1 protein-coding gene and 1 pseudogene are annotated in these 739 nt (G+C 44.5%); one reads left to right on the plus strand and one right to left on the minus strand.

Annotated elements, in window-relative coordinates:
• Positions 1-118: 118 nt before the first annotated feature.
• Positions 119-418, minus strand: coding sequence for a hypothetical protein (locus Q0C29_RS06540; RefSeq protein WP_291999857.1), 300 nt, complete (start codon positions 416-418; stop codon positions 119-121).
• A gap of 48 nt (positions 419-466) precedes the next feature.
• Here Q0C29_RS06540 and Q0C29_RS06545 point away from each other — a divergent pair.
• A pseudogene (locus tag Q0C29_RS06545) lies at positions 467-739 on the plus strand (hypothetical protein); the annotation flags it as partial.

Genomic DNA, 739 nt, shown 5'->3' on the forward strand with positions numbered 1-739 from the left:
TGAGCCTAACACCAGCATTAATGTGGATGAGGCATAAGAACCGCCTCAATCTTCTGGCGCTTGATTGAATACCAACCTTAAATGCCGTGGCTATTAAGCCCCCATCCCCTAGCCTATGTTATGGTGTTGCCTGGTAGCTTGGTTTGCATTCGCCTTTCTTTATGCATTTAATCAATGTCTCTGCCTTTAACCCGTATTTGCTCGCAAGCGCCTCCTCGTCTATGAGCCTCCTTAGCATGAATACTACGGCGTTTCTTAGGTTTGTTGTGTAGTGCATAATGTCCTCGTTACCGTACTCAAGCACTGCATAGACCTCAACACCCCTAACCCTCATCACGTAGAATAGGCAGTTACAATCCAACCTTACTCGACCAATGGGGGTATCTACAATAGGCACGGCATTAATGGCTAGCCTCACTGGGAGTTAATGCAGCAATACTTAAAAGTCATAGGTTAATTTAGCATCATGCCCAGCAGGGCTCTAATCATCGCCATCGTTGCCTTAGCCATTGCCCTAGTTACTGGACTCCTCCTACTGCACTCCCCCAAACCCTCCTGGCGCTACATGACTATTAACGCTTCTTACGTCTTCCTGGTTCCACAATCCAGTGGATTGTATGAATTAGGCTACTATAGTGCTAATGGTCAATGGGTTGATTTAGGAACATATAATGTAACGAGCACTGCATTGCAGAATGCTGTTAATATAATTAATTCATTTAATCAACAAAATATGGGA

Origin of the sequence: Caldivirga sp. (assembly GCF_023256255.1) — an archaeon.
Classification (GTDB): domain Archaea; phylum Thermoproteota; class Thermoprotei; order Thermoproteales; family Thermocladiaceae; genus Caldivirga.